The sequence below is a fragment of the Xenorhabdus sp. TS4 genome, assembly GCF_014467265.1.
GTDB lineage: Bacteria > Pseudomonadota > Gammaproteobacteria > Enterobacterales > Enterobacteriaceae > Xenorhabdus > Xenorhabdus ehlersii.
Genome location: NZ_NKHQ01000001.1, coordinates 105,179 through 130,544, shown reverse-complemented (window position 1 = coordinate 130,544; position 25,366 = coordinate 105,179). Strand labels below are relative to the sequence as shown.

25 protein-coding genes are annotated in these 25,366 nt (G+C 43.3%); 17 read left to right on the top strand and 8 right to left on the bottom strand.

Annotated features, from left to right (window positions below; genetic code table 11):
* The first annotated feature begins 383 nt into the window (after positions 1 to 383).
* On the top strand, positions 384 to 3,176 hold the full coding sequence (polA, locus tag Xets_RS00490; RefSeq protein WP_187651034.1) for a DNA polymerase I: 2,793 nt from the start codon (positions 384 to 386) through the stop codon (positions 3,174 to 3,176).
* 463 nt (positions 3,177 to 3,639) lie between these two features.
* Here the strand turns inward: polA and yihA are convergent, their stop codons facing one another.
* Complete coding sequence (yihA, locus tag Xets_RS00485) at positions 3,640 to 4,263, bottom strand: ribosome biogenesis GTP-binding protein YihA/YsxC (RefSeq protein ID WP_099130931.1); 624 nt, start codon at positions 4,261 to 4,263, stop codon at positions 3,640 to 3,642.
* A 292-nt stretch (positions 4,264 to 4,555) separates the two neighbouring features.
* Between yihA and ppiA the strand changes: the two genes are divergently transcribed.
* The 3 genes from ppiA (at position 4,556) to Xets_RS00470 (ending at position 7,319) form a co-directional block, all read left to right on the top strand.
* On the top strand, positions 4,556 to 5,122 hold the full coding sequence (gene ppiA / locus Xets_RS00480) for a peptidylprolyl isomerase A (protein ID WP_099130930.1): 567 nt from the start codon (positions 4,556 to 4,558) through the stop codon (positions 5,120 to 5,122).
* Positions 5,123 to 5,403: 281 nt separating this feature from the next.
* Positions 5,404 to 5,979, top strand: a complete 576-nt coding sequence (locus Xets_RS00475) for an aminodeoxychorismate synthase component II (protein WP_099130929.1) — start codon at positions 5,404 to 5,406, stop codon at positions 5,977 to 5,979.
* Between the two features lie 122 nt (positions 5,980 to 6,101).
* Complete coding sequence (locus tag Xets_RS00470; RefSeq protein ID WP_187651033.1) at positions 6,102 to 7,319, top strand: aspartate aminotransferase family protein; 1,218 nt, start codon at positions 6,102 to 6,104, stop codon at positions 7,317 to 7,319.
* Positions 7,320 to 7,384: 65 nt separating this feature from the next.
* Here Xets_RS00470 and crp read toward each other — a convergent pair whose 3' ends face one another.
* The 3 genes from crp to Xets_RS00455 form a co-directional block, all read right to left on the bottom strand.
* Positions 7,385 to 8,017: a cAMP-activated global transcriptional regulator CRP gene (crp, locus tag Xets_RS00465; protein WP_004240730.1), complete on the bottom strand. Its 633-nt coding sequence runs from the start codon at positions 8,015 to 8,017 to the stop codon at positions 7,385 to 7,387.
* A gap of 424 nt (positions 8,018 to 8,441) precedes the next feature.
* A complete protein-coding gene (locus Xets_RS00460) occupies positions 8,442 to 9,311 on the bottom strand; it encodes a phosphoribulokinase (RefSeq protein ID WP_099130927.1) in 870 nt (289 codons plus the stop codon).
* A gap of 66 nt (positions 9,312 to 9,377) precedes the next feature.
* The gene (locus tag Xets_RS00455; RefSeq protein WP_074020044.1) at positions 9,378 to 9,596 is read right to left on the bottom strand and encodes a YheU family protein; all 219 of its coding nucleotides are present in this window, start codon (positions 9,594 to 9,596) and stop codon (positions 9,378 to 9,380) included.
* A gap of 182 nt (positions 9,597 to 9,778) precedes the next feature.
* Here Xets_RS00455 and Xets_RS00450 point away from each other — a divergent pair, with 182 nt between their 5' ends.
* The gene (locus Xets_RS00450; protein ID WP_187651032.1) at positions 9,779 to 10,384 is read left to right on the top strand and encodes a LysE family translocator; all 606 of its coding nucleotides are present in this window, start codon (positions 9,779 to 9,781) and stop codon (positions 10,382 to 10,384) included.
* Position 10,385: 1 nt separating this feature from the next.
* Here Xets_RS00450 and murP read toward each other — a convergent pair whose 3' ends face one another.
* Both murP and murQ read right to left on the bottom strand, forming a co-directional pair.
* Positions 10,386 to 11,852, bottom strand: a complete 1,467-nt coding sequence (gene murP, locus Xets_RS00445) for a PTS N-acetylmuramic acid transporter subunit IIBC (RefSeq protein ID WP_187651031.1) — start codon at positions 11,850 to 11,852, stop codon at positions 10,386 to 10,388.
* Positions 11,853 to 11,878: 26 nt separating this feature from the next.
* Positions 11,879 to 12,784, bottom strand: coding sequence for an N-acetylmuramic acid 6-phosphate etherase (gene murQ / locus Xets_RS00440; RefSeq protein ID WP_187651040.1), 906 nt, complete (start codon positions 12,782 to 12,784; stop codon positions 11,879 to 11,881).
* A gap of 1,003 nt (positions 12,785 to 13,787) precedes the next feature.
* Here murQ and Xets_RS00435 point away from each other — a divergent pair.
* Positions 13,788 to 14,687, top strand: coding sequence for a LysR family transcriptional regulator (locus Xets_RS00435; RefSeq protein WP_187651030.1), 900 nt, complete (start codon positions 13,788 to 13,790; stop codon positions 14,685 to 14,687).
* 300 nt (positions 14,688 to 14,987) lie between these two features.
* Here Xets_RS00435 and Xets_RS00430 read toward each other — a convergent pair whose 3' ends face one another.
* Complete coding sequence (locus Xets_RS00430; RefSeq protein WP_099130922.1) at positions 14,988 to 16,931, bottom strand: ABC transporter ATP-binding protein; 1,944 nt, start codon at positions 16,929 to 16,931, stop codon at positions 14,988 to 14,990.
* Between the two features lie 249 nt (positions 16,932 to 17,180).
* Between Xets_RS00430 and Xets_RS00425 the strand changes: the two genes are divergently transcribed.
* Both Xets_RS00425 and slyD read left to right on the top strand, forming a co-directional pair.
* Complete coding sequence (locus Xets_RS00425) at positions 17,181 to 17,384, top strand: YheV family putative zinc ribbon protein (protein WP_074020827.1); 204 nt, start codon at positions 17,181 to 17,183, stop codon at positions 17,382 to 17,384.
* Positions 17,385 to 17,529: 145 nt separating this feature from the next.
* Complete coding sequence (gene slyD, locus Xets_RS00420; protein WP_099130921.1) at positions 17,530 to 18,054, top strand: peptidylprolyl isomerase; 525 nt, start codon at positions 17,530 to 17,532, stop codon at positions 18,052 to 18,054.
* Positions 18,055 to 18,186: 132 nt separating this feature from the next.
* On the opposite strand, the gene Xets_RS00415 is transcribed toward slyD, so the two are convergent.
* Positions 18,187 to 18,405, bottom strand: a complete 219-nt coding sequence (locus Xets_RS00415) for a SlyX family protein (protein WP_099130920.1) — start codon at positions 18,403 to 18,405, stop codon at positions 18,187 to 18,189.
* Between the two features lie 244 nt (positions 18,406 to 18,649).
* Between Xets_RS00415 and fkpA the strand changes: the two genes are divergently transcribed.
* The 9 genes from fkpA to Xets_RS00370 form a co-directional block, all read left to right on the top strand.
* Positions 18,650 to 19,414 (top strand): FKBP-type peptidyl-prolyl cis-trans isomerase, encoded by a 765-nt coding sequence (fkpA, locus tag Xets_RS00410; RefSeq protein WP_187651029.1) that lies wholly within the window; start codon positions 18,650 to 18,652, stop codon positions 19,412 to 19,414.
* 478 nt (positions 19,415 to 19,892) lie between these two features.
* Positions 19,893 to 20,630, top strand: coding sequence for a transcriptional regulator (locus tag Xets_RS00405; RefSeq protein WP_099130918.1), 738 nt, complete (start codon positions 19,893 to 19,895; stop codon positions 20,628 to 20,630).
* Positions 20,630 to 21,025 carry a sulfurtransferase complex subunit TusD gene (tusD, locus tag Xets_RS00400; protein ID WP_099130917.1) on the top strand — a complete coding sequence of 132 codons (396 nt, stop codon included), beginning with the start codon at positions 20,630 to 20,632 and terminating at the stop codon, positions 21,023 to 21,025. The genes Xets_RS00405 and tusD overlap by 1 nt, the downstream gene beginning before the upstream one ends.
* Positions 21,026 to 21,059: 34 nt before the next feature.
* Positions 21,060 to 21,419 (top strand): sulfurtransferase complex subunit TusC, encoded by a 360-nt coding sequence (tusC, locus tag Xets_RS00395; protein WP_099130916.1) that lies wholly within the window; start codon positions 21,060 to 21,062, stop codon positions 21,417 to 21,419.
* A 19-nt stretch (positions 21,420 to 21,438) separates the two neighbouring features.
* A complete protein-coding gene (gene tusB, locus Xets_RS00390; RefSeq protein ID WP_099130915.1) occupies positions 21,439 to 21,726 on the top strand; it encodes a sulfurtransferase complex subunit TusB in 288 nt (95 codons plus the stop codon).
* A gap of 223 nt (positions 21,727 to 21,949) precedes the next feature.
* Positions 21,950 to 22,324, top strand: a complete 375-nt coding sequence (gene rpsL, locus Xets_RS00385; RefSeq protein ID WP_010848548.1) for a 30S ribosomal protein S12 — start codon at positions 21,950 to 21,952, stop codon at positions 22,322 to 22,324.
* Positions 22,325 to 22,422: 98 nt separating this feature from the next.
* Positions 22,423 to 22,893: a 30S ribosomal protein S7 gene (gene rpsG, locus Xets_RS00380; protein ID WP_074020838.1), complete on the top strand. Its 471-nt coding sequence runs from the start codon at positions 22,423 to 22,425 to the stop codon at positions 22,891 to 22,893.
* A 93-nt stretch (positions 22,894 to 22,986) separates the two neighbouring features.
* The gene (gene fusA / locus Xets_RS00375; RefSeq protein ID WP_099130914.1) at positions 22,987 to 25,095 is read left to right on the top strand and encodes an elongation factor G; all 2,109 of its coding nucleotides are present in this window, start codon (positions 22,987 to 22,989) and stop codon (positions 25,093 to 25,095) included.
* Positions 25,096 to 25,165: 70 nt separating this feature from the next.
* The coding region (locus tag Xets_RS00370; RefSeq protein WP_244589796.1) for a GTP-binding protein at positions 25,166 to 25,366 on the top strand (201 nt) is incomplete at its 3' end.

Here is a 25,366-nt window from a genome sequence, read left to right as displayed (position 1 = left end):
ATACCAATAAGGGTGACGTTTTGCATGATGGACTCTCCAGAAAAAATACTCTATAAAGAGTATGGTTCACAAGGTGGGGAAGACCATCTCATTAACTCCGGTAATATCCACAAGTCAGTGATTTTAAAGCGGTTGTAATATTTATTTAATATTCCGCGTAATTCATTGATTTTTTATCTTCTGTTATCCATTTTTTGTGGGAATAAACATAAATCTGTTTTATATGCCATTTTTTTGTGCACAAAGTTATCCACAGAGTGCTTATCAGAATATTTGCCATAAAATGCAAGTTAGTACGAGAAAATTCCCGCAAAATTCGTCTAGAACGACACAGTATGGCATTCTATTCTTTATTCATCCCACAGAACGACGAAGAAAATTTTATGGCACAGATAGCAGACAATCCCCTGATTTTGGTTGATGGTTCTTCATACCTTTATCGTGCATACCATGCGTTTCCACCACTGACAAACAGTTCGGGAGAACCGACGGGCGCCATGTATGGTGTACTGAACATGTTGCGAAGTTTGATTATTCAGTATAAACCCAGCCATGTGGCGGTTGTGTTTGATGCCAAAGGCAAAACGTTCCGTGATGAGCTATTTGCTGAATATAAATCCCATCGGCCACCAATGCCGGATGATTTGCGTTTGCAGATTGAACCGTTGCACAAAATGGTCAAGGCAATGGGACTGCCAATTCTGGTTGTGCCAGGGGTTGAAGCTGACGATGTTATCGGTACATTGGCTTTGCAGGCTGAAAAAGAGGACCGTTCGGTGCTGATTAGCACTGGTGATAAAGATATGGCGCAATTGGTGACGCCAAATATCACGCTGATTAACACCATGACCAACACTATTTTGGGGCCGGAAGAGGTTGAGGGAAAATATGGTATTCCTCCTGAGCTGATGATCGATTTTCTCGCCCTAATGGGGGATTCTTCCGATAATATTCCGGGGGTGCCGGGAGTGGGTGAGAAAACCGCTCTGGGGCTATTGCAGGGTATTGGCGGATTGGATGAGATCTATGCCCGGCTTGATGATATTGCCACACTTGGTTTCCGTGGAGCCAAAACACTGGGTGGTAAAATGGAACAGCATAAAGAGGTGGCTTATCTTTCCTACCAATTGGCAACAATCAAAACCGACGTTGAGTTGGATAGAACCTGTTTAGATCTTTCTGTTATGCCTCCGGATACGGATGAGTTACTGTCTCTGTTCAATCATTATGAATTCAAACGTTGGATCAGTGACGTACAGAATGGCAGTTGGCTGGAAGGTAATGGGCAGAAACCTGTTGCAGCTGGCACTAAGTCAGAATCAGTGGCTGCTGCACCAGCCGCTGTTAAAATTTCACCGGAAAATTATCAAACCATCCTTGAGCACCAGATCCTTGATGAATGGATTGCAAAGCTGAAACAAGTTCCGGCATTCTCTTTTGATACTGAAACCGACAGTCTTGATACCCTAACAGCTAATCTGGTGGGGATGTCCTTTGCCATTGCAGTGGGGGAATCAGAAGTTGAAGCCGCTTATCTGCCATTGGGACACGATTATCTGGATGCGCCACAGCAATTGGAGCTGCATGAAGTCCTCGCAGCATTAAAACCGCTGCTGGAAGATGCCAATCTGCCTAAAATTGGTCAAAACCTGAAATTTGATCGTGGTGTTTTGGCGCGTTATGGCATTGCTTTAAATGGCATTGTTTTCGATACCATGCTGGAATCGTATGTTTTGAACAGCGTAGCAGGGCGGCATGACATGGATAGCCTTGCTGATCGTCATCTGGGCTATAAAACCACCACATTTGAAGAAATTGCGGGCAAGGGCAAAAAGCAACTCACCTTCAATCAAATTCCATTGGAGGAAGCTGCAAAATACGCAGCAGAAGATGCGGATGTGACTCTTAGGCTACATCAGGCCATGTATCCTCAGTTAGAGAATGCTCCAACTCTGCAAAAAGTTTTCCAGAAGATCGAAATACCACTGGTGCCGGTGCTGTCCCGTATGGAAAGAACAGGGGTGTTGATCCATGCCCAAACGTTGGCAGAACATTCAAGGGAAATCACTGCGCGTTTGGATGAACTGGAAAAATCTGCGTATGAGTTGGCAGGGGAAGAATTCAATCTGGCATCACCAAAACAGCTACAAGTCATCTTATTTGAAAAAATGAACTTGCCTGTATTGAAAAAGACGCCAAATGGTGCACCATCAACGAATGAAGAAGTGCTGGAAGAGTTGGCAGAGCACCATGAATTGGCAAGGGTGATTTTGGAACATCGTGGTCTGGCAAAACTGAAAACCACTTATACTGATAAACTGCCTCAGATGGTGCACCCACTGACAAATCGTGTTCATACCTCGTATCATCAGGCGGTAACTGCGACGGGGCGCCTCTCTTCCCGTGATCCAAACTTGCAAAACATCCCTGTTCGTAATGACGAAGGGCGCCGTATCCGTCAGGCATTTGTTGCGCCGGAAGGTTACTGCATTATGGCCGCGGACTATTCACAGATTGAATTGCGCATTATGGCGCATTTGTCACAGGACAAAGGCTTGTTGGAGGCATTTGCCCAAGGCAAAGATATCCACCGTGCGACGGCTGCGGAAGTGTTTGGCGTACCATTGGAACAAGTGACCAGTGAACAGCGTCGCAGTGCTAAGGCGATTAACTTTGGTCTGATTTACGGCATGAGTTCGTTTGGCCTGTCCCGTCAGTTAGGTATTCCGCGTGGTGAAGCACAGCGCTATATGGACCTCTATTTTGAACGTTATCCAGGAGTGTTGGCTTATATGGAACGTACACGGGCGCAGGCGGCTGATCATGGATTTATCGAAACGCTGGAAGGCCGTCGGTTGTACCTGCCGGATATCAAATCGCGTAATGCCATGCGCCGCAAGGCGTCAGAGCGTGAAGCCATCAATGCACCTATGCAGGGGACGGCAGCGGATATCATCAAATTGGCGATGATTGCGGTAGATAACTGGATTGTCAGTGAACAGCCAAATGTGCGCATGATCATGCAGGTTCACGATGAACTGGTATTTGAAGTACATGAATCAGAGCTGGAGATAGCAGGGCAGAAAATCAGAGAGCTGATGGAACAAAGTATGCAGCTTGATGTGCCGTTAAAAGTGGATGTTGGGATTGGTGATAATTGGGATCAGGCACACTGATGTCCCTTTTATCTTAGAAGCTGAAAAAGAGCCGCAGAAATGCGGTTCTTTTTTTATTGAATGATTTTTATGAAAATACTGCGTGTTTAATGAACTGGAATTATCTCAATTACACCGCGAAAAGGCGTGTGACAAGAATTTCAGTTAGATTTTAGATTAGATCTAGATCTCATAAATATGTAATTAAACTACATGAATGACGCCATAATAACCTGTTCTGCTTAAATGTTAACAGCTGAATCGAGGTAATTAGTGAAAATTAATTACAAAAAAGTCTTTTTTTGATGAAAAGAATAGGTTAAAGTTGTCGATGTAGGGTACAGAGGTAAGATGTTCTATCTTTCAGACCTTTTACTTCACGTAATCGGATTTAGCTGAATATTAGCTGCCCCAGTCATATTTTTTGACTGGGGCGTTTTTTTATGTCCGATTAATGGAAGTGCAGTAAGGCAGAAGGCGGATGTTACTCCGCCTCAATAGCAGGCTGATTGAACCAAAGATTGAGTTTTTGCTCTAGTTTATCGGTGCCGATTTTTTTCAGGGCGGAGAAGTATTCGACCTGAATATCACCATTCAGAGAGGACAATTCCTGACGAACTTTCGCTAGTTGGCTTTTACGGGCACCGGAAGCCAGTTTATCGGCTTTAGTGAGCAATACCATGACGGGGACTTGCATCACGACCGCCCATTCGATCATTTGCATATCCAGATCTTTCAACGGATGGCGGATATCCATCAAAACCACCAGCCCTAACAGGCATTCACGCTTTTGGAGATACTCTCCTAGGGCTTTCTGCCATTTACGTTTCATCTCTTCTGGGACTTCAGCGTAACCATAGCCTGGCAAGTCTACCAGACGAACACCTTCTTCTACTTCGAACAGGTTAATCAACTGGGTACGGCCAGGGGTTTTACTGGTACGCGCAAGGCTCTTTTGGCGGGTTAGTGCATTCAGGGCGCTAGATTTACCCGCATTTGACCTGCCGGCAAACGCGACCTCAATGCCCACATCTTGAGGCAGGTGGCGAATGTCAGGTGCACTCGTGATAAAGTGGGTCATATGATAGTTGTAGTTCTTGATGGTCAAAATGGTTATCTCCCTGAGGAATACACAAAAATAGCGCGGTGATTATACCGAGAGCAACCGCTTGTGGACAGGCGTAACTTTATACCGACATTTTACCGTCATTTATACCGATATTTTTTCCGATAATGAATGGCGCAGATAGTCGGAAAATAGTGTGTATAACTCACCTTGAGCAGTTGAGATACTCGTAAATGTAGGTAAATCTTTGGAACTTCACTCCATTGGGAATTACACTTAATGAGTTTTGTTGTTATGAGTTTTATTGTTGACCTCAAAAATAAAGGAACCATCAATGTTTAAACGTATTTTTGTGTCGCTTATGACTGCATGTGCTATCAGTGCGATAGCTGTCCCAGCATTAGCCGCTGAAACTCACGTGAAGCTGGTAACATCGGCTGGAGAAATCGAACTTGAGTTAGATAGCAATAAGGCACCAATTACTACCAAGAATTTCGTTGAATATGTCAATGAGGGATTTTATAACAACACTATTTTTCATCGTGTTATCCCAGGCTTTATGATCCAGGGCGGTGGCTTTACAAAGGATATGAAGCAAAAAGCTACCAGAGAGCCAATCAAAAATGAAGCAGATAACGGCCTGCGGAATTTGCGGGGTACTATTGCTATGGCACGTACCGCAGATAAGGACAGCGCAACCAGCCAGTTTTTTATTAACGTGACTGATAATGCTTTCCTTGACCACGGGCAGCGTGACTTCGGTTATGCGGTCTTTGGCAAAGTCGTCAAAGGCATGGATGTGGTTGATAAAATTTCTCAAGTCAAAACAGAAAATGTTGGCCCTTATCAAAATGTACCGGCAAAACCAATTGTGATCTTATCTGCCAAGGTTGAATCTTAACAGCCCGAACACCGACATAATACGGTATTCGGATAATCATTACTGGTTGTTTGAGTACCGTTTGCATTCCCCTTCTCTCCGCCATTTCTACGTTGTTACATCATGTTGCATTATGGTAATGCGGTCGCCGTACCACTATTTTAAAAGTGCTTCTGTGGTATGATTAGCCCCCCATTGCTGTTAATACTGCTTTACCTGATTTTACTATTATACAGAATGCATAATACCCCAATGGGGTAGGGCAACTTATAAGACTATAATAATCAGTAGGATATACTCCTATGTTACTAATAATAGATAACTACGATTCTTTTACATTCAATTTATATCAATATTTTTGTGAGTTAGGGGCAGAGGTTTTAGTTAAGCGTAATGATGAGATCCAGCTTGAAGATATCGAAGATTTGGCGCCTACTCATTTAGTCATTTCGCCGGGTCCTTGTACGCCGAATGAAGCAGGGATCTCGCTGGAAGCAATTTCACATTTTGCAGGGAAATTGCCCATCCTCGGTGTGTGCCTGGGACATCAGGCGATAGGTCAGGCTTTTGGTGCGAGCGTTGTTAAAGCGCGTGAAGTGATGCATGGAAAAACCAGCCTGATTCACCATAGCCAGCAAGGGGTATTCAAAGGATTAGATCGTCCATTGACGGTCACGCGTTACCACTCTCTGGTCATTGCCGCAGAAACGCTTCCGGCTTCATTTGAAGTGACAGCCTGGAGTCAGCGCAATGGTGACGTAGATGAAATCATGGGAATTCGTCACCGTACTTTGCCACTGGAAGGAGTGCAATTTCATCCAGAAAGCATTCTTAGTGAGCAGGGACACGAATTGTTGAATAATTTCCTCAAATATTAGTTAGATACCTCCGCATTCCCTCATTCTGTTATTTTTTTATTTGCCCTTAAGTGATTTTTTATTCATATTTTATGACTATTATTTCACTTCGAAATGGCAAATATAAAAATAAGGTGAGGGAAATGGTAGAAAATAAAGCAGCAAACCGAAATACCTATGATCAAGTGATGTTGCCCATTTATGCACCGGCGAATTTCATTCCTGTCAGAGGGCAAGGAAGTCGGGTATGGGATCAACAGGGTAAAGAATATATTGATTTTGCCGGGGGTATCGCTGTCTTGGCTTTGGGGCACAGTCATCCGGCTTTGGTGAACGCCTTGAAACAGCAAGGTGAAAAATTGTGGCATGTCAGCAATATTTTTACCAATGAGCCTGCCTTAACTTTAGCGCAAAAATTGATTGATTCGACCTTTGCTCAAAAAGTCTTTTTCGCTAATTCGGGAGCGGAAGCCAATGAAGCGGCATTTAAATTAGCACGTCGTTATGCGATTACTCGTCATTATCCCAATAAAACCAAAATCATTGCATTCCATCAGGCGTTTCATGGTCGTACCTTTTTCACTGTTTCGGTAGGAGGGCAGCCGAAATATGCCGAAGGGTTTGGACCTAAACCTGCTGATATTGTTCACGTGCCTTTTAATGATTTGGATGCCGTCAGGGCGGAAATCGATGATCACACTTGTGCTGTTGTTTTGGAGCCAATTCAAGGAGAAGGGGGGGTTACTCCTGCGACGATGGAGTTTCTGCATGGGGTGCGTGAATTGTGCGATAAGCATCAGGCTTTGTTGGTCTTTGATGAAGTTCAGAGTGGGATGGGGCGCACGGGTAAGTTATATGCTTACCAGCATTATGGCGTACAGCCGGATATCTTGACGACAGCAAAAGCGCTGGGGGGCGGTTTTCCAATTAGTGCAATGTTAACGACAGATACAATAGCGGCGGCAATGGAAACGGGGGCACATGGAACGACTTATGGTGGAAATCCATTGGCTTGTAGCGTCGGTTGTGTCGTACTGGATATCATCAATACGCCAGAAGTGCTGATGGGCGTGGAAAAACGGCACGATATGTACACTCATGCTCTGGAAAAGATGAACCAAAAATATGGTATCTTCCATGAATTTCGTGGAAAAGGCTTGCTGATTGGGGCCGTATTGAAAGCCGAATATCAGGGTAAGGCCAGAGAAATATTGCAGCAAGCGGCGGAACTGGGATTGATGTTATTAAGTGCAGGAGACAGCATCTTGCGTTTTACACCATCATTGATCATTTCTGAGGACGAAATCACAGAGGGTATGATGCGGCTGGAAATGGCGATATCCCGCTGGTTAAACAAATAACAGTAAAAAAAGCCAGTACGAAGTAACGGATTGCACTGGCTGAGTAGTTTCTGGTTTATCGGGAATTAACGTGTCCCATAAACGACGATGGTTTTGCCATGTGCAGAGATCAGGTTTTGATCTTCCAGCATTTTCAGGATACGGCCAACCGTTTCACGGGAGCAACCCACAATCTGCCCAATTTCCTGACGTGTGATTTTGATTTGCATACCATCAGGGTGAGTCATTGCATCAGGCTGTTTGGCCAAATTGAGCAACGTCTGGGCGATACGACCTGTAACGTCCAGAAAGGCTAAGTTACCTACTTTTTCGGAAGTGGTTTGTAGGCGACTTGCCATCTGAGCAGATAAACGCATCAGAATATCAGGATTCACCTGAATTAACTGGCGAAATTTCTTATAGGAAATTTCAGCCACTTCGCAGGCACTTTTTGCTCGCACCCATGCAGTACGCTCTTGTCCCTCTTCAAACAATCCAAGTTCACCAATGAAATCTCCCTGATTTAAATAAGAGAGAATCATCTCCTTACCTTCTTCATCTTTTATTAGAACAGCAACCGAACCTTTAACAATGTAGTAAAGCGTTTCTGCTTTCTCGCCTTGATGAATAAGCGTGCTCTTGGATGGATATTTGTGAATATGGCAGTGTGACAAAAACCATTCAAGAGTAGGGTCTGTTTGTGGCTTGCCGAGAACCATTCGCTTTATCCTCTGTTGTTATTTCTGCCTTTATAGTGTGAGAAACGGTAGTTCCTCTTCAGGCTAGCTTTTAAAGTCAATAGATTAACATATTAACCTGCTGAAAAACTGACAAGCGGGAATTTTATATGGATTATAAGGATGTCAAAATGTAGGTATATTGATCTTAACCCATATACCTTGCCAGTTCGCGCTTGTAACCTTGTTTGTAACACAGGAAAGCATTTCTGTCTCCTCCTGTATCGCTTCAGCATATTAAACTGACTGGTAGATTACCAGAAATCAGGCAGAAGAGTTGGTTTTATTGATTTTACATTTATAAAAGGGAAAAAATTATGTCACAAAAAATGGTCTGTTTATTTAAATAAAACAGGTAACGTTATTTTTTGTTACCTGCCTTATTAAAAATTAAATAGGGATTAAATTACGAAATTTTTTTGCCTTCCAGTAATTGCTTAACAAGCGGTGCCATAATTAATTCCATTGCCAGCCCCATTTTTCCACCTGGAACGACGATAGTATTTATGCTGGAAATAAATGAGCCCTGAAGCATAGCGAGTAAATAAGGAAAATCAATTTGAGTGAGGCCACGGAAGCGGATCACGATAAAACTTTCGTCCAGCGAGGGAATGGCTTTGGCAGAGAAGGGATTGGAGGTATCAACGGTGGGGACACGCTGGAAATTGATGTGAGTACGTGAAAACTGAGGAGTGATGTAGCGGATATAGTCATCCATTGAGCGGACAACGGAATCCATGACAGCCTCTCTGGAATGCCCACGTTCACCGGTATCACGGATGAGTTTTTGTATCCATTCTAAATTGACGATAGGCACAACGCCAATCAATAGATCCACATGACTGGCGACATTGTGTTGTGGCGTGACAACACCACCGTGCAGCCCTTCATAAAATAGGACGTCTGTCTTTGATGGCAGGGGTTCCCACGGTGTGAACGTACCTGGTGATTGGTTATAGGGAACGGCTTCATCATAGGTATGGAGATATTTTCGGCAGCGGCCATTGCCCGTTTCCCCATACTCAAAGAATGTTTTTTCCAACATACCGAAATCATTAGCTTCTGGCCCAAAGTAGCTGATATGTCTGCCTTGTTCTCTTGCTTTGCGTATCTCGGCATCCATTTCAGGACGAGTGTAACGATGGAAACTATCCCCTTCTATCAGTGCGGCGGTTACGTCAAGTTGTTGGAAAATCTTACGGAAAGCGACACTGGTGGTGGTTGTTCCTGCTCCACTGGAGCCAGTGATTGCGATGACGGGGTGTTTGGCAGACATGAACAGACTCCTTAATCAATAAAACTGGCGAATCAGTCAATTAGAATGAATAAAGCAAGCTGAGCTTTACGGACGGAACATCTCTTTAGGCAAGATATTAACGGTTCCATGTAGTTCAGACCATACCAACAGAACCTCGCCTCGTTCAAGCTGACGTTTTACATCCTGTACTTTTTGTTCGAGCGTTTTTTCCTGTTCACCATAATCAGTACCTTCCCGCAGGACAAAACTTTCAATTAAGTTGTGGAGTGTATCGGCTTCCAATTGTTGCCACGGGATAATCATTGTGATTGCTCCTGAAAATACTGTAATTCATTATCGGGTAAATTTAGATGTTGCCAATGGAGTTGTAGTCTGGGATTCATAATGAATTGATTTCATGATTAGTTATCTTGTATATGAAATAACATACTGTTATTTTTCTTGAAAAGAAATGCCAACTATCTGGGTGGGAGGGGAATCTACCCATGACTTTAAGCCTGATATTTTCGCTTAGTATATTTATGTTTATTTCCGCTGTCACACCGGGCCCAAACAATTTGTTACTGACATCATCGGGAGCTAATTTTGGTATTCGCCGCTCTATCCCGCTTTGTTTGGGCATTATTCTGGGAATGCAGACAATTTTGCTGCTGTCTGCGTTTGGTGTTGCGGCGTTACTGTTGATTTATCCTGCTATACACATGGGCCTGAAAATACTCGGATGTCTGTATTTATTATGGCTAGCCTGGAAAACAGCTACTTCGCATTATAAGCGGCTGGACACCACAACATCGGCAGGAGAGCCAATAAAGATTTATCAAGGTTGGTTATTGCAGTTCTTAAATCCCAAAACATGGTTGATGGGATTGGGTGCAATCAGTAGTTACAGTCTGGCTGGAGAGTTGTATAACCATTCCATTTTTGTTATCAGTATCGTGATGTTAATCGTCAATACCCTTGCTGGTGCAATCTGGCTTGTTCTCGGTTCACTGATTGGACGGTTACTGAAAAGCCGTCGCGCGTGGTTTACATTTAATATCGCAATGGGTGTCCTGACCGCCGCTTGTGTGCCTTTAATCTGGTTTGGCTGAGTTAACTTAAATCGATATTTTTGCTGCCGAAGAATAGCGTTAGCGTGAAGCCAGCGATATAAGAGACGATTAGTCCGGCACCATATATTGCCATGCCCGTGAATATGCCGCTGTCGGATGTCATCAGCGGCAGGGCGACTAGCCCGGAAGGGCCGAAAACGCTATTCAATCCGACAGGCCATCCCCACCAGGCAATCAGACCGATAAAAAAACCACCTATGGCACCGCCGAGACAGGCGGTGACAAAAGGTTTGACGCGGGGAAGTGTGACACCATAGATCAAGGGCTCGCCAATTCCCAATAAACCTGGAATGATGGCGCCTTTGATTTGAGCGCGCAGTAACGCGCCTTTTTGGGCTTTGACATATAACGCCAGTGCGGAACCTACTTGCCCCGCCCCTGCCATCGCCAGAATGGGAAAAAGGGAATTAAATCCTTGTGCTTCCATCAAAGCAAAATAGACGGGGACAAAGCCCTGATGTACACCAAACATCACGGCGATTAGGAATAGCCCTGCCAAGATGGCTGTACCGAATGGGTTGCCATTCAAATTCATGAACAGCCATGACATCACGGTAAACAAATAACCTCCGACAGGCATAATGACGATAAATGCAACAGCGCCCATAATAAGTAGGGTGACTGTGGAAGTCAGGATCATATCCAGATCAGAGGGCATGATTTTTCGGATCTGTTTTTCCACCCAGGCACCGAGAATACAGGCAATCAGTATCCCGATAATATTGCCTCGCGGGTCAATGGCGAAGCCAAAAAAATGACTGATACCAGAGTAGAAACCACTGGTAGCTTCGGCGTTATAACCCAGCACAAATAGAGAAGCGATGATGGCTCCGTTAACCCCATATCCCCCAAATGCCTTTTGTGCATTGTAGCCAATCAAGATACCTAAGAAACTGAACATGCCTTTGCTGAAAATTTTCATATAGCCAACCATCTCAACCAATATAGCGTTGGGATGAGAGACTTCTTTAATAAAAATTTGTTCCAACAGAGTAGCAAAACCCAATAACAGGCCAACGGCAATAAATCCAGGGATCAGGGGAGTAAAGATGGTGGCAAATTTAGCCAGAAATTTATGGACTGAACTGGTTTGTTTTTCTTTGAGATGTTTTTTGTTAGAGGTGGCGATATCTTTTAGTGTGTCAGAATGGGGTTTAGCAGGGGAAAGTTCAGATCCACTGGGATGACGTGTATCACTTAACAGCGTTTTCATCATCTCTGCTGCTGTTTGGGCTTTACCGGAGCCAAGGACAATCTGGAGTTGGTCATCAGTCGCTATGACGCCCAAGACACCGGTAATCTTCTTCAAGTAGAATATGTCGGCAAGTGAATCATCCCGTAGTGTCAACCGCAGGCGGGTCATGCAATTTCCACAACGGGCAATGTTACCCGCTCCGCCAATGGCGTTGAGTATTTCAGCCAACATTTCCTGACGAATTTTAGCCATTTAAACCCCCTCTAAAGAGGCAATGATTATCGGTCTGTTGAGATAGCTGGCCGGATAAGCCCTTGGTGTTCTGCCAATAATGCTTTGGCCTCTTTGGCGCTGACGCCCGATAAAATCATGACGATTGCGGTCTTGCAATGACCACCACAGGTGTTTAAGGCCTGTTCTGCCATTTCTCTGCTGCACTCCGTGGCGGCGATGACAATATTCTTCTGGCGTTCGATTAATTTGGCATTGGTAGCTTCTACATCAACCATCAAATTACCATATACTTTGCCAATACGGATCATGGTGCCTGTTGTGATCATATTCAGTATCAATTTTTGTGCCGTTCCTGCCTTCATACGGGATGAACCCGTTATCACTTCTGGCCCTACGACAGGCGTGATGGCAATATCAGCCAATTGCACCATTGAGCTATCTGGATTGCAGCTGATACAGGCGACAGTAGCACCAACTGATTTGGCATATTCCATTGCACCTAATACATAGGGTGTTCGGCCACTGGCAGCGATCCCTACCAGGACATCTCTTTGGTTAAAGTGTAGAGCCTTAAGATCTTCTGTGCCTAATTGCCGATTATCTTCTGCATTTTCGACAGCTTGTAGAATGGCTTGATGCCCTCCGGCAATTAAGCCGATTACCTGTTCTGGTTTTGTACCATAAGTTGGTGGACATTCACTGGCATCCAGGATACCTAAGCGTCCAGATGTGCCAGCTCCACTATAGATTAAGCGCCCACCCTGACGAAATGCCTCGGCAACTTTATCAACCACACTGGCAATTTGAGGTAATGTTTTTTCAACAGCAATAGCCACTTTTTTATCTTCATCATTGATGACGTGCAGCATATCGAGAGTTGAGAGTTGATCAATGTGGGTACTGGCGGGATTACGACTCTCTGTTATCATATTGCTCAAGTCGATTTTCATCATTTTTCTGCCATATTTTATCGAAACTAAGAAGTGATTTATGTGGGTCAGATTATCTTACTGAGCATTTAATAGAAAATATACACCAAAATAGATTAAAAACACTATTTTCCGCTTTCTCTTTTATATTGGCAAAAATTGTCGATATTATGTTTAAAGGCGGTTTATTAGATAACTATGCGACTGGAGAGAAAGTAAAATTATATACTATATTGGTCATCAACTTTGTTTTGTTTGTATTTTTTATTTTTTCGATAAAAATCAACATGCTTTATCCATAAAATAACAAGCCAATACAGAATATTCCGATATAAAAAAGATCTTAAACTTGTTAAGAATAAGTATACACTATCACTAGCAACACATTATAAAGCCTGCCATTGTCGTATTGCTATTTTTTAATATTACATTTCCTTATTAACACGTAATAAGAGTAAATATTAAAATGGCCATAAAAGTAAAGTATGGATGAATTGTTAATAATATAATTGGTGTGAATTATCTGCTGTTTGTTACATTATACGAGTAAGCCAGATATATATGCTTTTCTTTATATTTTCCAATTAAATTATTCACACAATAGTTTCACAACATGATATTTTAACTTTCATGATCTCTGGTATTTGATTTGGCAGATTCTCAATAAATAAAAGTTATCAGTTGTGGATCTGTTTGTATGCTATATCTCGATTATTTTTAAACTTCATAAATATTAATGACGCTGTAGTTTAAAAAATGAAATAGAGTGATAAACAATATGGGTAGTAAGGAATATATCCATATTGCGAGAATAATTAGTTACTATTGAAATAATTTTACAATGAAATTAAAACATAATTATAATAAATGTTTTGCGAATTGTACCCTTATTAACTAACATTTTATTAGTTAACATTTTGACCATTTGACCTGATAAAACCTTTGGCAAAACACTAAGTTAAAATGCTATCACCATGAATCTGTAATGTTTTGTAGTTATTCAACAATCATTGGGCTAAAGAACATGGATATACGCAATCTTGAAGCTTTTATCGTTTTGGCTGAAACTCTTAATTATCATAAGGCTTCTGAGAGGCTTTATCTTTCTCAGCCGGCCTTGACGAAGAAAATCCACGGGTTGGAAGATATTCTTGGGGCGTCACTATTTACAAGGGGACCAAATGGAACGAGGTTGACAGATTTTGGGCAGAAGACGTTGGAAAATACCCGGAAGTTTTTATCTCACTATGAACACTTCAAAAGTCAGGTTCATTTCGATTCAAAAGAGGATATGGTCAGGCACTTATACGTCGGCTCTTGTTTTCCTATCCACAATTATTCTCAAATAGAGAATCAGATAGTGGAAAAAAAAGGGAATGTCGTGCTGTCATTGGTGACTGGACTGTCAGTCGAGCAGCAGATAAATTTATTGAATGCAGGGATGTTACATGTTGCAGTGATGCCGCTATCATCTATTATTGCTCAGTTAGAGCCAAAAAAGGTGTTTACGGAAAGATTGATCTATATCTTTAAGAAAGGAAGTTATCTGGTATCTAAATGCAGAACAGCCTTAAGTAAGTTTGGGAACGGAGTTACTCCGACAAATTCACCAGAAAAAAAAGAGATGGTTGAGTTAACGGAGTGTCTCAATGTTTTTCCTATTTATACTGGTGCTGGTGACAATATGCATTTGCTATTAAAAACAAATGATATCATGTTGATAGTAGAGATGATCACAAAAAATAATGCCTATACTTGTGTGCCTAAACGGATTATTAGCTCTATTCCTGAGTATTATATGAATTTTTTAGAAATTGTTGAAACGGATAAAAAAATTGATCTTGGTGTGGTATGGGCAAAATCCATAGATGAGTCTTTGATTGAAGATGCTGAAAACTTTTCTGCCTTAGTTGCTAATGTATAAGTCAGTGATTATTTTTTGTTTTATACGGAATATTTTTGTTTTGTCTCTTATGATAATCAAGCTTGAGGTGTAATTTGTAAAAGTTTTCTCAGTAAGGAGCTAAAAATGAGAATCTGAAACATTTTTCAATTATAAATAATCTCCTGCATAATTGATGAGTTATTATTTTTTACGGCGAGTATTCTTGCTGTTTGCAAGCAATTTTATATTTTTGCTTTGTAATCAGGGAATAATCGGGTGTTGAATGGCAATACCCGATTATATACCTACAGGTTTATACCTGAAAAATTAACTGACTCCTTAACTCGCATTAAATTCTGCTGTCATTTGTTCGAGCTGTTCCTGAATGTCCAACCATTCCATTTCAGTATCCTCCAGTTTGAATTTTGTTTGCGTTTGCTGATGCAGGCATTCAGTCAGTTCAGTTTTACGATCATTGTCGTAAAGCGTGTTGTCTGACAGTTTCTCTTCTAATTCCGTCAATGCCGTACCCAGTTTTTCCATCTGTTTTTCAAGGGCTGCAAGCTGTTTACGCAATGGCTGCGTTTGGTTACGGAATTCAGCTTCACGCCGTTTTTGATCTTTACGCTCTTGGGCACTGTAATTTTGAGTGCTATTCGTTGAAGATTCGGTCTCTGATTTTTCTTTTTCCTGGCTATCCCGCATTTGCTGGCGTTGCAGTTCAGTGAGCCATTGCTGATAATCTTCTAAATCGCCTTTAAAAAGTTCTACTTTGCCATCATGTACCAGATAAAGTTCGTCTGTTGTAGAGCGCAGTAAGTGCCTGTCATGCGATACGACGACCAGAGCACCTTCGAAATCAATAAGTGCTTCAGTTAATGCTTGTCTCATGTCGAGATCAAGGTGGTTGGTCGGTTCGTCAAGCAGAAGGAGGTTAGGGCGCTGCCAGATAATCAGAGCCAGTACTAAACGGGCCTTTTCACCACCGGAAAAACGTCCGCTTGGATCGGTCACTTGATCGCCTTTGAAGCCAAATCCTCCCAGATAATCCCGAAGCTGTTGTTCCGCTTCTTGGGGAGCGATGCGGGCTAAATGTTGTAATGGAGATTCATCTGCCCGTAGGTATTCCAACTGGTGCTGTGCGAAGTAACCCAGTTTAATGCCTTTCGATAAGGCAATTTCTCCTTGCTGAGGTGCAAGCTCTCCTGCCAGCAACTTGATCAACGTGGATTTACCCGCACCATTGCGGCCTAGCAGGCCGATCCGTGAACCTGGCACCAGATTTAATTTGATCGAGTTCAATACCGTTTTCTCACCATAGCCAGCACTGACTTTATCCATGTTTAAGAGTGGATTTGGCAGGTTATCCGGCTGGCGGAAACTGAAATGGAAAGGGTTATCAACATGAGCGGGAGCGATAAGCTCCATGCGTTCCAGCATTTTGATGCGGCTTTGTGCCTGTTTTGCTTTAGAGGCTTTGGCGCGGAAGCGGTCAATATAGCTCTGTAAATGAGCTACTTTTTCCTGTTGGCTTTGGTATAGCGCCTGTTGCTGAGCAAGTTTGGCCACACGTTGCCGTTCGAAGGAAGAGTAGTTGCCGGTGTATTCGTATAGATCCTGCTGCTCAATGTGCAGAATTTTATCGATGATTGGATCGAGAAAATCGCGATCGTGGGAAATGAGAATCAAGGTGCCGGTATAACTCTTCAACCATTTTTCGAGCCAGATAACCGCGTCCAGATCAAGGTGGTTGGTCGGTTCGTCGAGTAATAGCAAATCAGAGCGGCAGATCAGCGCTTGTGCCAGGTTGAGGCGCATACGCCAGCCACCAGAGAACGAACGTACAGGTTGCTCTAGCTGAGTCTGAGAAAAACCCAATCCATGCAGCAGACTGGCGGCTCTGGCGCGGATTGTCCACGCCTGAATAGTATCAAGCAAGCCATGAAGATGGGCGATGGCGTGACCGTCGTTTTGTTCGTTGGCTATTTTGAGTTTTTGCTCCAGTTGCCGGAATTCACGGTCACCATCGATGACATATTCCAGCGCTGATGTTTCCAGGGCTGGCGTTTCCTGATTAACCCAAGCCAGTGCCCAGTTGTTGGGAAAGGTGACAGAGCCACTTTCAGCTTGAAGTTCATCTTTCAGTAATGCAAGCAGGGTAGATTTACCACAGCCATTTTTGCCAACTAATCCGATTTTTTGTCCGGGATTGATGGTTGCGTTGGCGTTATCCAGCAGGACGCGAATGCCACGACGGATTTGCAGTGAAGAGAAAACAATCATAGATGCCGTCTATATATAATGTGTTAGGTTAATTAATAGTTAGATTTATATATCCTTCATCTTTCAAGTTGCTGCTTTGTTGACTGCGTTCCCCATACCAATCGTATATTGATATGCATAGTGATCGTTGATACGTATAGTGATCGATGTGCCGCAATTTGAAAGCTATTGGGTATATGTATTCAATTTTAAGTGCCTGGTGTGCATGGTAGCGGAAAATAGATGTTCTGACACGTCTTAGGGGGAATTATGTCAATTAGTCGTAAGCGTTTTATTGCAGGAGCGGTTTGCCCAAAATGCCAATCACAGGATACGCTGGCAATGTGGCAGGAAAATAAGGTTGATGTTGTTGAGTGTGTCCATTGTGGTCATATACAGAGGCAGACAGATGAAGCTGTCACATCTCATATCAGAGAGCAGGAACAGGTCATTGGGATCTTTACACCACAGTAACTCAATACATATACAATGAATTGTGGATAAATTTTGCCATTGCCTAGGTACAGTAACGTAGAATTCCGTTACAATTGGCAGCATTTTTTTGAGCAGTAAAAATTTTCCCTCACGGTTTTTTTCCCTCGGGTATGTAGGAGTTGTCATGAAAGTAGCAAAAGACTTGGTGGTCAGCCTGGCTTATCAAGTAAGAACAGAAGATGGTGTTTTAGTTGATGAGTCCTCGGTGAGTGCACCGTTAGACTATCTGCATGGCCGTGGTTCTCTGATCAGCGGATTAGAGAAAGCACTGGAAGGCCGTGAGGCGGGTGAACGTTTTGATGTTAGTGTAGAAGCAGCAGATGCATACGGTCAGTATGATGATAACTTGGTTCAGCGTGCACCAAAAGATGTGTTTGTTGGCGTTGATGATCTTCAGGTTGGTATGCGTTTCCTGGCTGACACGGATCAAGGGCCTATTCCAGTAGAAATCACTGCCATAGAAGGTGATGAAGTGGTTGTTGATGCGAACCACATGCTGGCTGGTCAGAATCTGAAATTCAATGTTGAAATTGTAGCGATCCGTGAGGCGACCGAAGAAGAATTGGCTCATGGCCATGTACACGGTCAGGGTGGCTGTGGTGATCACGATCACGACGATCATGGATGCTGCGGCGGTAGCTGCCATTAAGATTAATCGGGGATAACTGAAAATCGTTAGTCACCTGAAATATCAGTAAGCAAAAAAAGGGAAGCGGGTTTTCAGCTTCTCTTTTTTATTTTGCGTCTAGCCTTCCTTGGCAGAGAGCTTCCCTGATGAATATCAGTAATGGGGGGGCGGTGTTTCTTCAGAAAGCGGTGCAATGATGGATGCCTGGTGAGTTTGCAGACGTTCAGCGATTAATTTTAGTTGTTCTTTCAATCTGTCAGTTTCGAGCTGTTGCTTTATCACTTCCTGATTCAATTCTTCAATGGTGGCTTCTTGATAAGCCAGCTTGGTTTCTAGTTGCTCAAATCTTCGCTCAAATTCAGATAACTCCATTATCTTTCCTCCTGCTTCTGAATCAATTAATTTAAATGACGGACCGATGATTCGGTCAAGATGCCACTATAATGCTCATATATCCAGTGAAATAGGATTTCACGAAATCTCTTTGCTTTAATGTTGTCTCAACGATTTTTATGGCAAGGTATAGCAAATATTGTCATTGGTTTCCTTAGGCGGTTATAGTAAACGTTATGACCTATGCTGATGGTAACCCCACCCAAACTTATTGGAGAATAGGATGAAATCATTGTTTAAAACCACTCTGTTGGCAACAACTCTAGCGGTGGTATTTAGCGTACCTCAGGTTTTGGCTGCTAACACCGAAACCAAAGGCGAAGTAAAACTAAATAGTGCTTTTAAAACAGCAGAACAGCAAAATTCTTATGCTCTGGGTGCTTCTCTGGGAAGCTACATGGCCAACTCATTGCAAGAGCAGAAAGCGCTCGGTATCAATATAGAAAAAGAACAGTTGTTGGCTGGTGTTGAAGATGCATTAAATAATAAAGCCAAACTGACGGATAAAGAGATTCAGGAAACCTTGATGGCCTTTGAATCTAAAGTGAAAAGTGCAGCATTGGCTAAGGCAGAAAAAGAAGCCAGTGAAAATGGTGAAAAAGGTGCCCAATATCGCAAAGAGTTTGCTAAACAAGCGGGCGTAGTGGAAACCAAAACGGGGCTTCTTTACAAAATTGAAAAAGAAGGTACTGGTAACGCACCTAAAGAGACTGATACTGTAGTTGTTAACTATAAAGGTTCTTTGATTGATGGTCAGGTTTTTGATAGCTCTTATGACCGTAAAGAGCCGCTGGCAATTCGTTTGGACAGCGTTATTCCAGGCTGGAAAGAAGGTATACAGCATGTGAAGAAAGGTGGAAAAATCACATTAGTTATTCCTCCTAAGCTGGCTTATGATCAGGCAAATTTACCTAAAATTCCAGCTAACTCCACTTTAGTTTTTAATGTTGAATTACTGGATATTAAGCCTGTTGCCAAGGCAAAATAATTCTTGTAATTAAAAGATATTAGCAGGGGATTAAGGCTCCTGCTTTATCACATATTTCTTCCACCTTTCGATTTGCTGCTGATATTTACCTCTATTTGATTAGTAATAAGCATGGATAAAAAATAATAAATTTATTTGCTTATTATTTCCCACGGTATTAAATGAGATATTGCTTTTCGTATTTCAGGTGGATTCGGCATAAAGCTGTGATAGAACCCCGCGCTATACTCAGCAAGAGCTTGACGGCAGTTCGATGTGGTTTTAACGTCACTACTCTGAATAGTCCGAATAGAATAATATAGAACAAACATTTTTAACTGTTTGTTTTTAGCGCTTATCACATAAGGCTATTTAACTTTCTTGTAACAATAGGTGTTTACCGAAGTAGATGCTGAGTTGCAGTCATGTGATTTTATAATAAATCTTGCCCTGATGTTTTTGGTGAGGCAAAGTCAGAATTTGAAGGATGGTGTATTACATGTCTACCCCGCTATTAACTGGTGATAATATCTCTAGTGATAACAGTGATATTGATTTACTGGAAAACCAACCATTTAGTGAAACTGATCACGAAATTTTAAAATCTTACGAAGCTGCTGTTGATGGCCTGGCTATGTTGATTGGTGGGCATTGTGAAATAGTTCTTCATTCACTGGAAGATCTTAAATGTTCAGCCGTCAGAATAGCTAATGGCGAACATACGGGGCGTAAAATTGGTTCTCCGATTACCGATCTGGCGTTGCGAATGCTGCATGATATTACAGATGAAGACAGTAGCGTTTCCAGGGCGTATTTCACACGGGCAAAAAGTGGCTCGTTGATGAAATCTGTCACGATTGCTATCCGCAATCGCCAGCGTCGAGTCATTGGGCTTTTGTGTATCAATATGAACCTTGATGTGCCTTTCTCTGAAATTATTCAGACCTTTATCCCGGAAAAAACGCATGAAGTTGCTTCAAACGTCAATTTTGCCTCTTCCGTGGATGATCTGGTAGCACAAACTCTGGAATTCACTATTGAAGAAGTGAATGCTGATCGTAATGTTTCCAATAATGCGAAAAACAGACAGGTAGTGCTGAACCTTTATGAGAAAGGTATTTTTGATATTAAAGATGCCATCAATCAGGTCGCTGATCGTTTGAATATCTCCAAGCATACGGTATACCTCTACATTCGTCAGTTTAAAAATGGTGAATGTGCGGGTTCGGAGAAGTAATGTTGTCATTGTCTTATTGTTTGCTGGTCACTGGGCCAGCTTACGGTACTCAACAAGCCAGCAGCGCTTACCAATTTGCTCAGGCATTGATCGCCTCAGGTCATAAACTGCATAGCGTGTTTTTTTATCGCGAAGGTGTCCAAAACGGCAATCAATTGGTTGCCCCTGCCAATGATGAGTTTGATTTGGTCAGGGCCTGGCAGGTATTGGCAGTCCAACATCAATTCGATCTGTTTATCTGTGTTGCAGCGGCATTGCGCCGTGGTGTTGTAGATGAACAGCAAGCCCGTGAATTGAATCTGCCTGCCGCTAATTTAGCCGAAGGGTTTGAGCTTAGTGGGTTGGGATCATTGGCAGAAGCCATGATGTTATGTGATCGTGTCATACAATTCTAGCGTTGGTTAGGTTTGAGAATCTTCGTGGGTATCGATGAAAAAAATTGCCTTTGTTTTTACTGAAGCTCCTCATGGCTCTTCTGCCGGCAGGGAAGGGCTGGATGCATTGCTTGCAACGTCGGCATTGACTGAGCAGATCGGTGTATTTTTTATTTCTGATGGCGTATTTCAATTATTAGCCAATCAGCAGCCGGATAAAATCCTGGCCCGTGACTATATCTCAACCTTTAAGGTCTTGCCGCTTTATGACATTGATAAATTTTACGTTTGTCTGGATGATCTGGTGATTCGGGGAGGCAGCCCGGCAAATAATTTTGTGCTGGAAGCTGAACTTCTTTCTGCCGCAGCAATCCGAGAATTGTTGGCGGGTTATGATTTTGTGTTGAAATTTTAATCTATTTCAGGCGGGTAACATGTTATATACTGTCAGTCGCTCACCTTACCATGATGACTTCAATGCAATGCTTGGCCTTGTATCTGATACCGATGATGTTCTATTGATGCAGAATGGTGTGTTATCAGGTATTAATGATAACCGTTATTTGGCTGAACTGCTCCGTACCGGGGCAGGCATCTATGTTTTGAAGGAAGATCTCGATGCACGGGGGCTGATTGAACAAATTTCAGACCGTGTAAGGGTGATTGATTATAATGGTTTTGTTAGCTTAACGGTAAAACATCAGCAAAATTTTGCCTGGTAGATGTGATTGGTAGATCTGAATTGCACTTTTCAGTAACTTTACCAGCCTAACGCTTTACTGGCAGTACCTTACCGATAATATTTTGCCGATATAGAAAAACTGTATATTTCTTGACACCTCGTTAAGTCAGCAATAAAATTCCGCGTCCTCTTGTTTTGTCATAATGACAGAGAGAGGGTAAAATCCGTGTTTACGAAGCAAAAAACCAGGAGCTTTTTTAATAATGGCAACTATTAATCAGCTGGTTCGCAAATCTCGTAGCTCGAAAGTTGTGAAAAGCAACGTTCCTGCTCTGGAAGCTTGCCCGCAAAAACGTGGCGTATGTACTCGTGTATATACCACCACTCCTAAAAAACCAAACTCCGCACTGCGTAAAGTATGCCGTGTGCGTTTGACTAACGGTTACGAAGTTTCTTCCTACATCGGTGGTGAAGGCCACAACTTGCAGGAACACTCCGTTATCCTTATCCGTGGCGGTCGTGTTAAAGACTTGCCAGGTGTGCGTTACCACACCGTTCGCGGCGCTCTGGACTGTGCCGGTGTTAAAGACCGTAAACAAGGTCGTTCTAAGTACGGTGTGAAGAAGCCAAAGGCTTAATGGTTCTCCGTTAAGTAAGGCCAAACATTTTTCACATTAATGTCAAAATAAACTCGTAGAGTTTTGGACAACCCTGAAATTCGAAACGGAGTATTTCCATGCCACGTCGTCGTGTAATTGGTCAACGTAAAATTCTGCCAGATCCAAAGTTCGGATCTGAACTGCTGGCCAAATTTGTAAATATCCTGATGGTAGACGGTAAGAAGTCTGTCGCAGAAGCAATTGTGTATGGTGCGCTTGAGACCCTGGCTCAGCGTGCTGGTAAAGATCATCTGGAAGCATTCGAGCTGGCACTGGATAACGTGCGCCCGACTGTAGAAGTTAAGTCCCGCCGTGTTGGTGGCTCTACTTATCAGGTTCCAGTTGAAGTTCGTCCGGTTCGTCGTAATGCTCTGGCAATGCGTTGGATCGTTGAAGCTGCTCGTAAACGCGGTGATAAGTCCATGGCTCTGCGCCTGGCAAATGAATTATCTGATGCGGCTGAAAATAAAGGCGCTGCTGTGAAGAAACGTGAAGACGTTCACCGTATGGCAGAAGCTAACAAGGCGTTCGCACACTACCGTTGGTAATCCCTTATTGGGTATTTCATCGGCAGTGAATATGTTCTGGGTAGCTGTCCGGCTACCCGTTCTCTAAATTGAACGCCCACGAGAGAGGAAAAAATGGCTCGTAAAACCCCTATAACTCGTTACCGTAATATCGGTATCAGTGCGCACATTGACGCGGGTAAAACCACTACCACCGAACGTATTCTGTTCTACACTGGTGTAAGCCATAAGATCGGTGAAGTTCATGATGGCGCTGCTACTATGGACTGGATGGAGCAGGAGCAAGAACGTGGTATTACCATCACGTCTGCTGCGACTACCGCATTCTGGTCTGGTATGGCTAAACAGTATGAGCCACACCGTATCAACATCATCGACACCCCAGGCCACGTTGACTTCACTATCGAAGTAGAACGTTCTATGCGTGTTCTTGACGGTGCAGTAATGGTTTACTGTGCAGTTGGTGGTGTTCAGCCACAGTCTGAAACTGTATGGCGTCAGGCGAACAAATATAATGTTCCACGTATCGCGTTCGTTAACAAAATGGACCGTATGGGAGCGAACTTCCTGCGCGTTGTTGAGCAGATCAAAACTCGTCTGGCTGCTAACCCTGTTCCTCTGCAATTGGCAATTGGTGCAGAAGATACTTTCACCGGTATTGTTGATTTGCTGAAAATGAAAGCGATCAACTGGAACGACGAAGATCAGGGTATTACCTTCGAATACGAAGATATCCCGGCTGACATGCTTGAGCAGGCTCAGGAATGGCATCAGAACCTGATTGAATCCGCCGCAGAAGCATCAGAAGAGCTGATGGATAAATACCTGGGCGGTGAAGAGCTGACTGAAGAAGAAATCAAGGCAGCTCTACGTAAGCGTGTTTTGGCCAACGAAATTATCCTGGTTACCTGTGGTTCTGCATTTAAGAACAAAGGTGTTCAGGCAATGCTGGATGCAGTTGTCGAATATCTGCCAGCACCAACTGATGTTGAATCCATCAAAGGTATGTTGCCAGACGGTAAAGATACTCCGGCTGAGCGTCACTCCAGCGATGATGAACCATTCTCAGCACTGGCGTTCAAAATCGCGACTGACCCATTCGTGGGTAACTTGACTTTCTTCCGCGTTTACTCTGGTGTTGTTAACTCTGGTGACACCGTACTGAACCCGGTGAAAGACAAAAAAGAACGTTTTGGCCGTATCGTTCAGATGCACGCTAACAAACGTGAAGAAATCAAAGAAGTCCGTGCAGGCGACATCGCTGCTGCTATCGGTCTGAAAGATGTAACCACCGGTGATACTCTCTGTGACATGAACGCCCCAATCATTCTGGAGCGCATGGAATTCCCAGAGCCAGTTATCTCTGTTGCAATCGAGCCAAAAACTAAAGCTGACCAAGAAAAAATGGGTATCGCTTTAGGCCGTCTGGCTCAAGAAGACCCATCTTTCCGCGTGAGCAGTGATGAAGAGTCTGGTCAGACTATCATCGCAGGTATGGGTGAGCTGCACCTCGACGTTCTGGTTGACCGTATGCGTCGTGAATTCAACGTTGAAGCGAACGTAGGTAAACCTCAGGTTGCTTACCGTGAAACCATTCGTGCTTCTGTTGAGCAGGAAGGTAAGCACGCTAAACAGTCCGGTGGTCGTGGTCAGTACGGTCACGTTTGGCTACGTATCGAGCCTCTGGAAGCAGGTGGTGCTGGTTACGAATTCGCGAACGAAATCGTTGGTGGTGTTGTTCCTAAAGAATACATCCCAGGCGTCGATAAAGGCGTTCAGGAACAGCTTAAGAGCGGTGTTCTGGCTGGTTATCCAATCGTTGACGTTAAAGTTGCCCTGTTCGATGGTTCTTACCATGACGTTGACTCCTCAGAAATCGCCTTTAAAATTGCTGCATCCATGGCATTTAAAGAAGGCTTCATGAAAGCGAAACCAGTTCTGCTGGAACCTATCATGAAAGTCGAAGTGGAAACCCCAGAAGACTACATGGGTGACGTCATCGGTGACCTGAACCGTCGCCGTGGTATGATCGATGGTATGGATGATATAGCTACGGGCAAAATTGTTCGTGCTCAAGTACCATTGTCTGAAATGTTTGGTTATGCTACTGACCTGCGTTCTCAGACCCAAGGTCGTGCTTCTTACTCCATGGAGTTCTTGAAGTACAACGAAGCGCCGAGCAACGTCGCTCAGGCTATTATCGAAGCTCGTAAATCTAGATAAATTTTCGAGTTTACTATCTTTTTAGCTCCCTCATTTCTGTGACGGGGGAGCAGTATTAAGGAATAGAGTCGTGTCTAAAGAAAAGTTTGAACGTTCAAAACCGCACGTTAACGTTGGTACTATCGGTCACGTTGACCACGGTAAAACTACCCTGACTGCTGCAATCACTACCGTTCTGGCAAAAACTTACGGTGGTAGCGCGCGTGCATTCGACCAGATCGACAACGCACCAGAAGAAAAAGCACGTGGTATCACCATCTCTACTTCTCAC